At 46.7% G+C, this 12,010-nt stretch carries 15 protein-coding genes; 2 read left to right on the forward strand and 13 right to left on the reverse strand.

Annotation, left to right across the window (positions count from 1 at the left end; genetic code table 11):
- Positions 1–405 precede the first annotated feature (405 nt).
- The 7 genes from C8J48_RS16035 to C8J48_RS16065 all read right to left on the reverse strand — a co-directional run bounded on the left by C8J48_RS16035 (position 406) and on the right by C8J48_RS16065 (position 6,102).
- Positions 406–1,725, reverse strand: a complete 1,320-nt coding sequence (locus tag C8J48_RS16035) for an MFS transporter (RefSeq protein ID WP_245891263.1) — start codon at positions 1,723–1,725, stop codon at positions 406–408.
- Positions 1,685–2,305 (reverse strand): DJ-1/PfpI family protein, encoded by a 621-nt coding sequence (locus tag C8J48_RS16040; RefSeq protein ID WP_211316686.1) that lies wholly within the window; start codon positions 2,303–2,305, stop codon positions 1,685–1,687. Before C8J48_RS16040 ends, C8J48_RS16035 begins: the two co-directional genes overlap by 41 nt.
- A 203-nt stretch (positions 2,306–2,508) precedes the next feature.
- Complete coding sequence (locus C8J48_RS16045; RefSeq protein ID WP_107728283.1) at positions 2,509–3,144, reverse strand: response regulator; 636 nt, start codon at positions 3,142–3,144, stop codon at positions 2,509–2,511.
- Positions 3,141–3,965 carry a sensor histidine kinase gene (locus C8J48_RS16050; protein WP_107728284.1) on the reverse strand — a complete coding sequence of 275 codons (825 nt, stop codon included), beginning with the start codon at positions 3,963–3,965 and terminating at the stop codon, positions 3,141–3,143. Before C8J48_RS16050 ends, C8J48_RS16045 begins: the two co-directional genes overlap by 4 nt.
- Positions 3,958–4,893: a dihydroorotate dehydrogenase gene (locus C8J48_RS16055; protein WP_107728285.1), complete on the reverse strand. Its 936-nt coding sequence runs from the start codon at positions 4,891–4,893 to the stop codon at positions 3,958–3,960. The genes C8J48_RS16050 and C8J48_RS16055 overlap by 8 nt, the downstream gene beginning before the upstream one ends.
- A gap of 156 nt (positions 4,894–5,049) precedes the next feature.
- Positions 5,050–5,466 carry an OsmC family protein gene (locus tag C8J48_RS16060; protein ID WP_107728286.1) on the reverse strand — a complete coding sequence of 139 codons (417 nt, stop codon included), beginning with the start codon at positions 5,464–5,466 and terminating at the stop codon, positions 5,050–5,052.
- A gap of 15 nt (positions 5,467–5,481) precedes the next feature.
- On the reverse strand, positions 5,482–6,102 hold the full coding sequence (locus C8J48_RS16065) for a stage II sporulation protein M (RefSeq protein WP_170105636.1): 621 nt from the start codon (positions 6,100–6,102) through the stop codon (positions 5,482–5,484).
- A gap of 116 nt (positions 6,103–6,218) precedes the next feature.
- Here C8J48_RS16065 and pdaB point away from each other — a divergent pair, with 116 nt between their 5' ends.
- Positions 6,219–6,983, forward strand: coding sequence for a polysaccharide deacetylase family sporulation protein PdaB (gene pdaB / locus C8J48_RS16070; protein ID WP_107728287.1), 765 nt, complete (start codon positions 6,219–6,221; stop codon positions 6,981–6,983).
- Between the two features lie 18 nt (positions 6,984–7,001).
- Here the strand turns inward: pdaB and C8J48_RS16075 are convergent, their stop codons facing one another.
- Positions 7,002–7,649 carry a KinB-signaling pathway activation protein gene (locus C8J48_RS16075; RefSeq protein ID WP_107728288.1) on the reverse strand — a complete coding sequence of 216 codons (648 nt, stop codon included), beginning with the start codon at positions 7,647–7,649 and terminating at the stop codon, positions 7,002–7,004.
- 166 nt (positions 7,650–7,815) lie between these two features.
- On the opposite strand from C8J48_RS16075, the gene gerD reads away from it, so the two are divergent.
- Complete coding sequence (gerD, locus tag C8J48_RS16080; protein ID WP_107728289.1) at positions 7,816–8,439, forward strand: spore germination lipoprotein GerD; 624 nt, start codon at positions 7,816–7,818, stop codon at positions 8,437–8,439.
- Positions 8,440–8,496: 57 nt separating this feature from the next.
- On the opposite strand, the gene C8J48_RS16085 is transcribed toward gerD, so the two are convergent.
- The 5 genes from C8J48_RS16085 to rplM all read right to left on the reverse strand — a co-directional run bounded on the left by C8J48_RS16085 (position 8,497) and on the right by rplM (position 11,965).
- Positions 8,497–9,627, reverse strand: a complete 1,131-nt coding sequence (locus C8J48_RS16085) for an Mrp/NBP35 family ATP-binding protein (RefSeq protein ID WP_107728290.1) — start codon at positions 9,625–9,627, stop codon at positions 8,497–8,499.
- A 66-nt stretch (positions 9,628–9,693) separates the two neighbouring features.
- Positions 9,694–10,437, reverse strand: a complete 744-nt coding sequence (cwlD, locus tag C8J48_RS16090) for an N-acetylmuramoyl-L-alanine amidase CwlD (RefSeq protein WP_107728291.1) — start codon at positions 10,435–10,437, stop codon at positions 9,694–9,696.
- Positions 10,438–10,505: 68 nt separating this feature from the next.
- Complete coding sequence (locus tag C8J48_RS16095) at positions 10,506–10,967, reverse strand: hypothetical protein (RefSeq protein ID WP_146160520.1); 462 nt, start codon at positions 10,965–10,967, stop codon at positions 10,506–10,508.
- A gap of 149 nt (positions 10,968–11,116) precedes the next feature.
- The gene (gene rpsI, locus C8J48_RS16100) at positions 11,117–11,509 is read right to left on the reverse strand and encodes a 30S ribosomal protein S9 (protein WP_107728293.1); all 393 of its coding nucleotides are present in this window, start codon (positions 11,507–11,509) and stop codon (positions 11,117–11,119) included.
- A gap of 18 nt (positions 11,510–11,527) precedes the next feature.
- Complete coding sequence (rplM, locus tag C8J48_RS16105) at positions 11,528–11,965, reverse strand: 50S ribosomal protein L13 (RefSeq protein ID WP_107728294.1); 438 nt, start codon at positions 11,963–11,965, stop codon at positions 11,528–11,530.
- Between the last annotated feature and the right edge of the window lie 45 nt (positions 11,966–12,010).

Here is a 12,010-nt window from a genome sequence, read left to right on the forward strand (position 1 = left end):
AGCCAGGATCAAACTCTCCATAAAAAGAGCTTGAAACGCTCATAATTAAGAATTGAACAGGGTCGTTCATTCGCTCTTCAGTTTTCAAGGAACGCTTGTTGCTTCAGGCTTTTTCAACCCTGCCGCCTCTTGCGGCGACAAGATCTATCTTATCAAACCGTGATGATCTTGTCAACAACTTTTTTTGAAGTTGTTTTTTTGTTTCGCTGCCGTGTTGCGGCGACAGATATTAATTTAACATGGGCAGGCTTTTACGTCAAGAGGTTTTTTAAATTTATTAGGATGCTCTTTTGGAGGATCATGATTCAATTGGCTCCCACCCAAAATAGAGGAGCGAGCAATCCCTTGTGGCTCCTCTAAGAATAAAAAAAGTATATGACAAAACAAGTCTTTGTCGTACTCAAGTTAGTGCGTTAGCTTTGATTTACGCCCATTTGGTAAATGAAGCGATGGGATGATAACAAAAAGGGCAACCATAAATACAAAGAAAGCAATCCCATAAATACCGAAGAGCGAAAGTTGATCTTTTAACTTTCCGGCGATACTACTCGCAATTACCATGGAAGCGGTATATAGCGGAATTAGGATTCCATTTACTCTTCCAATGTATCCTTCGTTCGTCTTTTGCAATATCAGTGTATTGAGTCCAATTTGGACAAGGGGCATCATCAAACCCGAAATAAACTGGGCAACTAATGTTATCCATAAATATGTTGATAAAACCGAGACACACAGACTAAACGCACTCACTATAATCCCAATCATGACTAAATGCTGGGGTGAAAACCGTTTTGCAGCTGTGATAACTAAAAGCCCGCTTAAAGCAGTTCCCGCACCATTCGCTGTCAACAACCACTGTAGCCATTCGTTACCCAATGCTAATCGCTCGGAAACCAAAAATACACTTAAGGGTTGAACCAGCCCAAACCCTAAATAGGATAAAATAAAACAGATACCCACTCGCTTCAGTTTTCTTTTTGAGAAGACATAGCGAAAGCCTGCTTTCATCTCAAAAAGAATGGCGGTTTTAGCCTGTTCTCCCTTGGTTTGTTGATCGTGAGGAAGGAGTGTTTGTACCAGCGCCGATAAGAGATACATCATCCCCATAATCGCGATCGCTACATCAACACCAAATCGTTGAAATACGAAGGTACCTATTACCGGGCCAAGGAGAATAAAGATCGAAAAAGCGGTCTGATAGATCGCGAGGCCTATTTTTAATTGGTTCTCTTGGAGATGCTTTTTAAATAACTTGAATCCTGCCGGTTGTGAAAATTGCATAAAGCTAGCATACGCAAGCGGTACAAGGAATACTGCCTTCCAACTGATAAAAAGAAACGCAATCAGAACGATAAATACAAATACAGCGTTTAACAAATCACATACAATCAGTGTTCTTTTTGGTCGCCAGCGATCCGCGAAGGTTCCACCGATAAAGGAAAAAAAGATTACCGGAGCAAATTCTGCTACCGTTAGCAACGAAATCGCAAATGGATCGTGTTCGTCCGTTCGATGATAAACATCAGTACGGCATAATAACGAATCCAAATACCGACTTGTGAACATAAGATCGCTGTAATCATAACCAAAAGAACGCGATTGCGGAATAAAGCTGACAGTTTGGATTCGATTATTTCCTCTTGTGGCATATTGATAGTCCCTTTCATCGTCATCGAGAAATGCTTTATTCCACGAATCTGCCCTTCGCTTCGAAATCAACATCATACTCAATATATCTTGCAGTTTTCTTTGCCATCTCATTACCGTAAAAACGGTCGACCAGATGAAGGGACATTTCGATACCTGCAGAAACGCCAGCAGCTGTAATGATCTTTCCCTGATCAACAAACTTCACTTTTTTCATCACAGTCGTATCTGGAAATCTGTTTTGTAACTCCTCAATACTTGCCCAATGAGTGGTTACTTGCTTTCCATTAAGTAAACCAGCTTTCGCTAATAAAAAAGCACCCGTACAAACCGATGCCATGACTTGAACATGTTCCATCCGTTCCTTAAGCCACTGAATGGTTGCAGCATTATAAAACTCGTTTTCAATACCCGGCCCTCCCGGAATAACGATGATGTCAAATGGAGGAGCAGAACAGAAGCTATCATTGGGTAATATCTTTAGCCCATTTCTGGCTACAATCGTTTCTCCTGATTCCGAGAACGTCGCAACTTGAAAAGGTTTGGCTTTCCAATCTTGCTCAAATTGAGTAACCGATAAAACTTCAAATGGACCAGCAAAGTCGAGTACCTCTACACCTTCAAATAAAAAGATCCCTACACTGATTGGCTTCATAATCAAATTCCTCACTCTTCATATTTTCGAATACATCTCGATTATAAAAATGAAAACGGGTTTGATCATGACTCAAAAGAGCTATTAGATGTGTCAAAGAATTGAAAAGCGCAAATAAATATGCCGATTATTTTGATAACCTATTTTGAAAAATGGACTACAAATTAGACCTACTAATCTTATCACCGATTGGGATTACCATTTCATTAAGCCCACCCTTGTTCATAAGCGTAACGTGTAAGTTGAACTCTATTTTTTAAATGAAGCTTATGCATAATATTTTTGAGGTGGTTCTTCACAGTATGCTCCGATAGGGTCAAATGATTGGCGATCTCTTTATTACTCCATCCCTTCGCCACAAAAGTTAATATTTCTTGTTCCCTTTGAGTAAGGTCATTTGGTTGTGCAATGCTTGAACGGTTAAATTCTTTCATCATTCGTTGCGCTATCTCACGGGATATCAAGGCTTCATTGTTCACCAATGTATGTAAATATTCAATCCATACCTCCGGGTTTAAGTTTTTAAGAAGATACCCTTGTGCCCCTCTCTTTAAGGCTTCAAATAAATCAGAAGCATCATCTGAAACCGTCACAATCGCGATTTTCACAGCTGGAAAACGTTCTTTAATTATTCCTGTGGTCTGAAGACCGTTTAATACGGGCATGTTAATATCCATCAAAATTAAATCCGGCATGGTTTGTTCAGTCAATTGGATGACGTCTTGTCCATTCGTCGCTTCTCCTATGATTTTAAAAGCAGGATCACTCTCAATAATCATTCGTATCGCTTTACGGGCATGCTCGTGATCATCACCGATCACGATTCGATAGGGAGCGTTCATGTCGCTTTCTCCTTTTGAATGACTAACCTTGTTTTATCTTGTTGTCGTGAAAGGGTTAAAGTCGCCTTTATTTCTCGCACTCGCTCCTGCATAATCCTTAAACCAAAGCAATCCAGTTGTTGAAATGGATTTCCATGAAATCCTTGGCCGTTATCCTCTACTTCCAAACACCAACCCCATTCCTTTGATTGAAATCGAATTGTAGCATGGGAAGCATGAGCATGTTTTCGGATATTGGTTAACGCTTCCTGGATGCAAGCAAACAGTTCCACTTTTTCTTTTGCTGACAGCTGCGTCTCTGCCAACTCTAATTGTAATTCAACGATTACCCCAGTATCGAATTGAAACCGTTCTACCAGCTCTTGGACAGACATTTTCCATGCTGTAGCTGGAGTCGATGCAGGAGTGCCCTTTAGATTAGAAATCGAATGGCGAACATAGTTGTGAATCTGCCGTAAACTTTTGTCTAACTCCTCCCACCCCATATCGGGCTGCTTTTGTTTCATCTGACTGATCTGTACCGAACATAAAAACAAGGATTGAGCGATTCCATCATGCAACTCCCGTGCAATCCGTTCACGCTCCTGTAAGATTGCTTTTTCTGTTCGTTCTTTTTTTAGTTGCTCCTGTAGCTGTTCATACCTTTTAAACAATTGGACAAGAAAAGTCATCGTAACAAAAAAAACAATGATCGGTGATAACCAGTTACCCAGTTCCATCGAAATATAAGGAAGCAGAAATTCGTGACGCACATATTCCCACAGTCCGATCACGATCGTGGGAATGATGAGTATCAACCATTTAATTTGTTTATCAGACATGTCGAGATTGCTCCATGAGAAGGATTTTCGTTTGCTTTTTATCCATTAAATATGGATACGTCAAGACCAATCCGGCCACATACAATCCCAAGGCGATATAAGCCGGTAACAAATGAAAATGATCAATATAGCCCACATCAAAATGAACCCCGATTCCAGCGACAAAACCGGGAAGCCCGCTTAAGAAAAGCGCCCACCACACCCAGCGCTCCCCTTGCCGGATTCCCCATAAGGCCGTTAACAAAAAAACGATTCCCGTCGCTAGCAATGTGCCGCCAAAACCTGCGCGGTCATGGGCGATCAGAGGCTTGTGCATTTCACGGGAGACAGCCGCTACCGCAGCAAGGTGCTCCATCCATTCCCGTTGATCCCAGTCACGATGATGGGTTTCATCCAAAATAAAAAACGAGAGGAAAGGCGCTAGCTCACGCAGCAAACGGGTACGCTCATGCGTGATTTCCTCCACACTGGCAGTCGGTTTGTAACCAAGGCGCACCGTCAACGGAGTCGATATTGAGCCGATGTCACGCAAACGGGCCAATAACGCCTCTTTTCCTTGATTGACCCAAGGATGGGATAATTGAAGTCCACCCTCTTTATCATTTCGTATAATCGTGCCCACAATCGGCTCTTCTGTCACCATTCCCAAATCGAGTAGTCCTGCTCCAAATAGGGATAACGGTTCCACTCCCAATCGTTCGGGGTCGATATCACCGGCGATGGCGACGGGGGAAGCGAGTTCAACTCCTAATAAATGCCGGGACAATTTTGGGGATGGGGCCATATGACCCATATGCTGAATTAGTTGCTTCCCCAGTGGAAAGCGGTAAAGCCCTCGCATCGCACCCAGCGTCAAACGGCGGGCACGCTCATCCGACAGCGAAAACAACAACGGCTGAAACAGCGTGCGATAGGACCAATCCGGCATCGAGTGATTCGTCCCTTCCCTATTAACTTCAACCTGTGAAGGCTTTTGCTAATCGAAAAAGCAGGGAGACTTCCTGCGATGTTTGGAATGTGCTCCCCCTTTAATGTTTAGTCCACACTTGTAAGGATAAAAACAGATCATACTCAACGTGAAAAATTACTCATATCGCTCGCCATTGATGGAAAAGCTGGTGGTTACCTCTGCATTGAGGGATTGAGAGACGGAACAATATTTGTCCCGGGAGAGATCGACGGCGCGCCGTACTTTATCCACAGGAAGGTCTCCGCTTAATTGATAATGAATGTGGACATGGGTAAACCGCCGCGGATGATCTTCCGCCCGCTCTCCCGATACTTCCATTGCAAATGACTCCACCGTCAGGCGCATTTTGCGCAAAATATCGACGATGTCAATCCCGGAGCATGCCCCTGTGGCCGCCAGCAACAGTTCCGTCGGACGCGGACCTTCATTTTCCCCACCCACTTCCGGTGCCGCATCCAATAGTACTGTATGTCCAGATGGAGTCTGCGCCTCAAAACGCATCTTTCCGCCCCAAGTCATTTCCATTTTCATCGGTATTTTCACTCCTTATGAAAAGTCGCCTAAGATGGTGATCAGACCCGCCTCGATCAAGGCGGCAAAAAAGAGTAACACCACAATTCCCACCAACATCGGTAACGTCCGTCTGCCGATGCTTTTCCACTCTTCTCCGCTTTTTACACGGGCAGTGGTTGAAAAAATCCCCACAATCGATCGGGAGACCGTTATGCCTAAGCGAATCCCAAAAGCGGCCGCAATCAAGATCGCCGGCAGTTCCAATATGCCGTGAGGAAGGATGGTGGTAACAAACAGCACCAACGGATTAGCACCTGATTGAGTAGCAGCCATTCCCAAAACTACACCTAAGAGCATCCCATTGGAAAAGAGGGCAACCAAGGGAAATACGCCAAAAAAGAGCCCCGATACCACCATAATAAGAGAGGCGGTAACATTATTGACAAAGATGGTGACAAAGGCATTGGTATAGGTGGGGTTTTGCTGGATCCCTTCCAAGGTTTTTTGAAAGTCTTCCCACAGCGGAGAATCCATCAAAGCTTTTGCGATGGTTTCCGATCCTGCATATCCGGCCAATGCGGTAAACAGAAAAACGAATGTGGCAAAGATCAGGAAATTTTTATCTTCCCCAACGGCTCGAATAAAACGACGCATCCCCTCACACTCCTCTTTTCCCACCAACCTATCATAACACTCGTCCACGAGAATACATTTAAAGTGGGACAGGTGCATCAAGCACCCATTAACGATTGTGGCGGAGGTGGCGGGAGTTGAATTTCTTCTGGGTATTGTCGGGCAAACGGCTAAAGCGCATCCTGATGGTGGCGGTTGCCCTAATCCTGGCATTTGGTATTTATGTGGCGGAACAGCGGGACATCCAGGTCTTTATGCCGCTTAATCAAGGTCCGGCAGCAGTCTACAGTGTCGATACGGATCAAAAAAAGTTGGCCCTTACCTTTGACATCAGTTGGGGGGAAGAGCGAGCGGGGCCCATTCTCGATGTTTTGGAACAAAAAGGGATAAAAAACGCAACCTTTTTCTTGAGCTCCCCCTGGGCCGAGACACACCCTGACATCGTCAAACGGATCGTCGATATGGGATATGAGGTTGGTAGCCACGGTCATCGTCATGAAAACTACAGCACCTATGACGAAGAAAAGATTCGCACCCAAATTCGCAAAGCCCATCAAATATTGACCGAGTTGACTGATCAAGAGCCCAATCTAATTCGCTTTCCCAACGGAGACTTCGACAAACGCGTATTAAAAGTTGCCGATGACATGGGCTATACCACCATCCAGTGGGATACCGACTCCTTGGACTGGATGAATCCCGGCAAGGATAAAATTATCAACCGGGTAACCAGTAAAGCCCATTCCGGGGATATCATTTTGATGCATGCCAGCGACTCCAGTAAACAGCTGCATGAAGCACTGCCGGTGATTATTGACGATCTGACGGAAAAAGGGTATGAATTTGTGACTGTATCTGAGCTGATCGCAGGCTCAGAGGTAGACTTAAACCCCGTGGATTAGGAGGCTGACCACACCGGTTCAGCCCTTCTTTTTTTTCTTTTTCTTTCCTTTGTGCTTGTTAGTCTCTCCTCGATCGGCTGTCTTGTTCGTTGAAGTTTTTGCCGGTTCCAGCAAGCGATGCAACTGCATGATTTGCCAGGTGTTGCAAGCCATTAAGGTTAACACCATCAACAACATCATTTCCAGCGATTGCGCTTCAATTGAAGGAACTGCCTCCAACCATGTAGCCGCCACCATAAAGAAGAGAGCGGGGATAAAGCCCATTTCATTGGTCGCTTTCATTTTAAACCATGCCACAATCAAGGAAACAATCAAAATCGTAAGCGGTAACACCAGATGCAGAGTAAAGGAAGTGGTCTCCTCTCCCTGCAAGCGAAAAGGTGTGGAGAAAATATTGACCAAAACGAGAACAGTGAATAGCAACTGCAACCCTTGGTAAAGATAAGGATTTCGAATAAATCCCCGGGCCACCATATTAAACACCATATAGGCAAAAAAGCCCATCTGGGCGATCGCGCCAAACATCAACCCCGCCCACAATAGATAGACAAAATCGATTCCAAGCGGTCCAAAAAACAGCTGTAACAACCCTCCAGCCAGCGGTGCCGTCAATGTTCCCAAAGCCAATGTCGTCCAAAACAGAAAAAATAATTTACGTATCGTCATCGGGCGATTAGCGCTCCTTTTTCCATAAATCCACACCCATTATACCGATGACCTGGCTGAATGCAAATAATATCCACATCACCAATGTGACAGTTCAAAGGAATTCATAAAATATCCTTCCCCTTCCCATATTAACAGTGTGAGCTTGGAAAGGGAGTTGACTCATATGGTTCATCGTTTGCACGTTGTGCCAATCGTACTTCTATCGTTGATCGTCACCGTTTCTTGTAGTCCCGCTAAACGACCGGAGTCAGAGTCTCCGGATTACGGAGAGACGAAACAGATGGTGATGGATGTTTTGCAGACACAAGAAGGCAAAAAAGCACTGGTGGAATTGCTGCGTGATCCGGAATTTCGTCAAGATATCATCATCGATGAAAAAGAGATGGAGCAAACCATCAGCGACACCATGCTTTCGCCTAAAATGGAAAAACAACTACAAAAGCTGCTGGAAAAGCCCAAGGTGGCAAGCAGCTTTGCCAAAGCGACGCAAAAAGAGCAAAAACAGCTGATGAAGTCGCTGTTAAAAGATCCTGAATATCAAAAGGGATTGTTGGATATTATGCAGGATCCTGAATACAGTAAACATCTGAAACAACTGATGAAAAGCCGGGAATACCGCCAACAGACGATGAAGACAATGGAAGAAGCACTGGATAACCCCGTGTTCCGGGAAAAGTTCAGCAAAGTAGTGGAAGAGGCGGTCAAGAAGCAAGAACAGGAGAAAAAGAAAAAGGAGAAACAAGGAGGACAACAGCAATCAAGTGAAGGGGAAGACGGCGGCACTTAGGTTACTTCTCTTAAAAAACAAGCGACCGTCAAAAGAACAGTCGCTTGTTTGGCCTGATCAAGAAGATTGAACCGGGCTCGTGCGCTCAATCACTTTTTGGGCCAGCTCTTTATACAACTTACCGACAGACGTATCGGCGTCATAGACGGAGGGTGAGAAATCAGGAGAAGAGGGGTCTCCGTTATTAGGAGCACCTAAGGGAATTTGGGCGAGCAAATCCGTTTGCAGCTCCTCCGCCAACTTCTCGCCGCCACCCTCTCCAAAAACGTAATCCCGCTTGCCACAGTCCGAGCATTGGTAGTAAGCCATGTTTTCTACCACACCCAAGATCTCATGCTCCGTATGCAGCGCCATCGCCCCTGCTCGTGCCGCCACAAAGGCAGCGGTAGCATGCGGCGTCGTCACCAGCAATTCCTTGCTCTGGGGCAACATCTGGTGGACATCCAGCGCCACATCACCAGTACCGGGAGGCAAGTCGAGGATGACATAATCCAATTTGCCCCACTCCACCTCTTGGAAAAAGTTGCGCAACATTTTGCCCAACATGGGACCGCGCCAGATCACCGGGGCATTTTCCTCCACGAAAAAGCCCATGGAGATCACTTTGACACCAAAGCGTTCCACCGGATAGATCGTTTTATCCACCACCGCCGGACGCTCCTCAATCCCCATCATATCAGGCACGCTAAATCCGTAAATATCGGCATCGATCACCCCGACGCGTTTTCCTTCCCGCGCCAAAGCCACCGCCAGATTGACCGCTACCGTCGATTTTCCCACCCCGCCTTTACCGCTGGCGACTGCAATAAAGAGAGTGTTGGAATCTTGCGCTGTTAGTGAGGAGGCTTGTTCCGCCTGTAGCGGTGTGCGCCCCTCTGCCCGCTTAGCACGAACTTTTTGTTGATGTTCCGCGCGTATGCGAGCACTTAACGCATCCCGCTCCTTTTCACTCAAAATGCTGACGGTGATTTCTACCTTTGGTACGCCAATGTCTTTTAGCACTTTCTCCACCTCTTGGATCAACTGATCCCGGTGGGGAGAATCTTCGTTGAACAACATCAATTCCAGTGTCACCTTATCTGCAAAAATACGGATATTGCGAACCAGGTTTAATTTAACAAGGTGATGTTTAAACTCCGGTTCTTCCACTTGGCGAAGCGCTTCCAGCACGTTTTCGATCGTCGTCATACCCTTGTTACACCTCAATCCAAAGCAGCTTTATTCATTTCCATCATACCAATCATCGCCGCATTTTCAAAGTGAGCCCTCTTCCTCCGTCTCTTTTTCCACGAGGTAACTGATTACTCCGTGGTAAATGGAAGTGGCCAATAGGTTTTGATACGGTTCCTGGGCTAAACGGGAAGCCTCTTCCGGGTTGGATAAAAAGCCGACCTCTACCAAAGCCGAAGGAACGGATGAGGTTTTCAATATGTAAATTTCTCCGCTGTGCCGTTCTTTCCGTTTGGTGTTTTCCAGATTGCGAACTAACTCATTTTGGATATGACCGGCGAGTAACTCATTATCTTCCAAGGTGGGGTAATAAAAGGTTTGGGCACCGGACCAGCGGGGCGAAGGAACCGCGTTTAGGTGGATGCTGATAAACAAGTCCGCATCATTTTCCTTTACCATCTGCGCCCGTCGGTATAAATCCTGTGCTTTGCGCTTGCGGGCGCCATCGTCCGCCAAATCCCGGTCCGTCTCACGGGTCATAATCACCAAAGCACCCGCCTCCTGCAAATAATCCCGCAACTGCAACGCAATCGCGAGGGTAACTTCCTTTTCCACCAATCCGTCCCGACTAACGGCTCCCCCATCCCTTCCGCCATGTCCAGGGTCTACTACAATGATTTTTCCGGACAATGGCATACTCCAGGCATCTTGGCTTGCAGAGCCCGTCCACCACGCCAGCACTGATGTCGCCGCAGCGAGAAGTAAGAGGAAGGATAAAACCCAAAAAGCCGGGCTCCGTTTCGATATCCATTCTTTCCACTGGTCCATAGGGGTCCCCCCTTTGATACAAACCGGGTTTGTCCCATATATATGGAGAGACGGGCCGATTATGCCTGTTACTGCATTCGTTTCCGCAGTTGGATGCCAAAATCAATCCCTTCTAAAAACCAGCGCGTCGCCACCTCGTCAAAAAAGAGCAATACGGACTGGCAGGTCCACTCGTCTACATGAAAAAAAAGGTCCATCTCGTCTGCGATTCTCCCTACTAAACGATCGCCTTGTTCACGAAAACGGGTATTGTACCAATGGCGTCGTTCGGAGAAGGGAAGATCAGGCGGGCATTCCACCGCACCACGACGAGAGTGCTCAATTCCTTGTACATAGGATTCAAACGCTAATCGATATACTGCTTCATCGACGGCAAACCGCTTATGAGGAGACAGGGAGCGCGTGGTTGGCTCCAATACCTCCTCCACCAGTCGGGACAATTTGCCCCAGGAGAAACAAGCCAGCGCTTCTTGGCGTACCCGTTCCATCCGTGTCAGTCGCCACGCTTCCAGCCATACCACTTTGCCCATCACAGTCCCCCCTTTCGCCTCACCGATCATCATGGCTTTCCTGATGTAGTGTTGCCGGGGAGAGGAAAGATTACCAGTCCAATCGATCTGGTACATTGTGCTACAAAGCAAAAAACCCCGCCGCAAAGGGCAGGGTTGATGCGATCCCATCAGCGCTTGGAAAATTGAGGCGCGCGACGGGCTTTTTTGAGGCCGTATTTTTTCCGTTCTTTCATCCGCGGGTCACGGGTGAGAAAGCCGGCTTTTTTCAGGGACGGACGCAGTTCCGGATCTACTTTTAACAGAGCGCGGGCGACGCCGTGGCGGATCGCTCCCGCTTGGCCGGTAAAGCCGCCACCTTCAACGGTGACCAATACATCGTATTGGTTGACCGTTTCGGTAAGTACTAACGGTTGCCTTACAATCGCCTTCAACGTTTCCAGACCAAAGTAATCATCCATCTCGCGACCATTGATCACGATGCGGCCGTCTCCCGGTACCAAGCGAACGCGAGCAATCGATTCCTTGCGGCGACCGGTGCCGTAAAATTGGACTTGTGCCAAAGTTGGTTCCCTCCTTTATTATCCGCGTACTTCCCACTGTTCAGGCTGTTGCGCCTGATGGGGGTGTTCCGAACCGGCGTATACCTTCAGCTTTTTCAGCTGTTGGCGACCCAGTTTATTCTTGGGCAGCATGCCTCTGACAGCCAGTTCAATCATCATTTCTGGCCGCTTCTCACGTAAATCGCCAGCGGTAATGCTCTTGAGACCACCCGGCCAGCCGGAGTGACGGTAGTACATTTTATCTGCGGCTTTGTTCCCGCTCAGTTGGATTTTGGCGGCGTTGATGACAATCACAAAGTCACCCGTATCCACATGGGGGGTATACTGGGGTTTGTGTTTTCCGCGCAGCAGGGTCGCCACTTCCGTGGCCAAACGACCCAACGTTTTATCGGTAGCATCTACCACATACCATTTCCGTTCCACTTGGTTCGGTTTGGCCATAAATGTGGTTCGCATTCAAATTCCCTCCTCGTGGCCACAACCATCGCTCTTATACATGGT

It is taken from the genome of Desmospora activa DSM 45169 (assembly GCF_003046315.1).
Lineage (GTDB): Bacteria > Bacillota > Bacilli > Thermoactinomycetales > DSM-45169 > Desmospora > Desmospora activa.

What these genes read in the sequence shown, in the direction of transcription:
- C8J48_RS16085 (WP_107728290.1), bottom strand. Translation starts at nt 9,627, where the DNA reads ATGACGACGATCGAAAACGTGCTGGAAGCGCTTCGCCAAGTGGAAGAA.
- C8J48_RS16035 (WP_245891263.1), bottom strand. Translation starts at nt 1,725, where the DNA reads ATGATGTTGATTTCGAAGCGAAGGGCAGATTCGTGGAATAAAGCATTT.
- C8J48_RS16055 (WP_107728285.1), bottom strand. Translation starts at nt 4,893, where the DNA reads ATGCCGGATTGGTCCTATCGCACGCTGTTTCAGCCGTTGTTGTTTTCG.
- C8J48_RS16075 (WP_107728288.1), bottom strand. Translation starts at nt 7,649, where the DNA reads ATGACGATACGTAAATTATTTTTTCTGTTTTGGACGACATTGGCTTTG.
- C8J48_RS16050 (WP_107728284.1), bottom strand. Translation starts at nt 3,965, where the DNA reads ATGTCTGATAAACAAATTAAATGGTTGATACTCATCATTCCCACGATC.
- C8J48_RS16045 (WP_107728283.1), bottom strand. Translation starts at nt 3,144, where the DNA reads ATGAACGCTCCCTATCGAATCGTGATCGGTGATGATCACGAGCATGCC.
- C8J48_RS16095 (WP_146160520.1), bottom strand. Translation starts at nt 10,967, where the DNA reads ATGGGCAAAGTGGTATGGCTGGAAGCGTGGCGACTGACACGGATGGAA.
- C8J48_RS16065 (WP_170105636.1), bottom strand. Translation starts at nt 6,102, where the DNA reads ATGCGTCGTTTTATTCGAGCCGTTGGGGAAGATAAAAATTTCCTGATC.
- gerD (WP_107728289.1), top strand. Translation starts at nt 7,816, where the DNA reads ATGGTTCATCGTTTGCACGTTGTGCCAATCGTACTTCTATCGTTGATC.
- C8J48_RS16060 (WP_107728286.1), bottom strand. Translation starts at nt 5,466, where the DNA reads ATGAAAATGGAAATGACTTGGGGCGGAAAGATGCGTTTTGAGGCGCAG.
- cwlD (WP_107728291.1), bottom strand. Translation starts at nt 10,437, where the DNA reads ATGGACCAGTGGAAAGAATGGATATCGAAACGGAGCCCGGCTTTTTGG.
- rplM (WP_107728294.1), bottom strand. Translation starts at nt 11,965, where the DNA reads ATGCGAACCACATTTATGGCCAAACCGAACCAAGTGGAACGGAAATGG.